Origin of the sequence: Vibrio sp. 10N.222.55.C6, assembly GCF_041473395.1 — a bacterium.
Lineage (GTDB): Bacteria > Pseudomonadota > Gammaproteobacteria > Enterobacterales > Vibrionaceae > Vibrio > Vibrio crassostreae_C.
In genome coordinates, this window is record NZ_JBFRSD010001123.1 from 1 (window position 1) to 504 (window position 504).

At 49.0% G+C, this 504-nt stretch carries 1 protein-coding gene; it reads right to left on the reverse strand.

Going from position 1 to position 504, the window contains the following annotated elements; all coding sequences use genetic code 11:
* On the reverse strand, nt 1–504 hold a 504-nt coding region (gene uxuA, locus AB4486_RS27830; protein ID WP_372120044.1), incomplete at both ends, for a mannonate dehydratase.

Below are 504 nucleotides of genomic sequence, written 5' to 3' on the forward strand. Positions count from 1 at the left end.
CATTCATTTTGCTCGGTACATGCTCGGTCAACCAATCAATGTCTTCGATCGTTGAAACGATGCGAGGCAAGCCTAGAATCGGACGCGGTGGATCGTCTGGGTGAACCGCCATCTTCAAGCCATTCGCATCACAGATAGGCATCAGCTCAGCGAGGAAGTAAGACATGTGCTCACGTAGCTTGTCTTTGTCGATTCCCGCATAGCGATCTAGCTGTGCTTGAAACGCTTCTAGTGTGTAACCTTCTTCAGCGCCTGGCAGGCCAGCGATGATGTTATTGGTCAGTTGCTGAATTTGCTCAGGCGTCATGTTGTTGAAGTAATCCAACGCTTGAGCTTGCTCTGATTCTGAATAGTCCGATTCTGCACCTGGACGTTTCAAGATATGCAGCTCAAATGCCGCAAACGCGATTTGGTCAAAACGCAGTGCGCGCGAGCCATCAGGCATTTCAAATTCTAAATCGGTACGCGTCCAGTCCAACACTGGCATGAAATTATAACAAACCG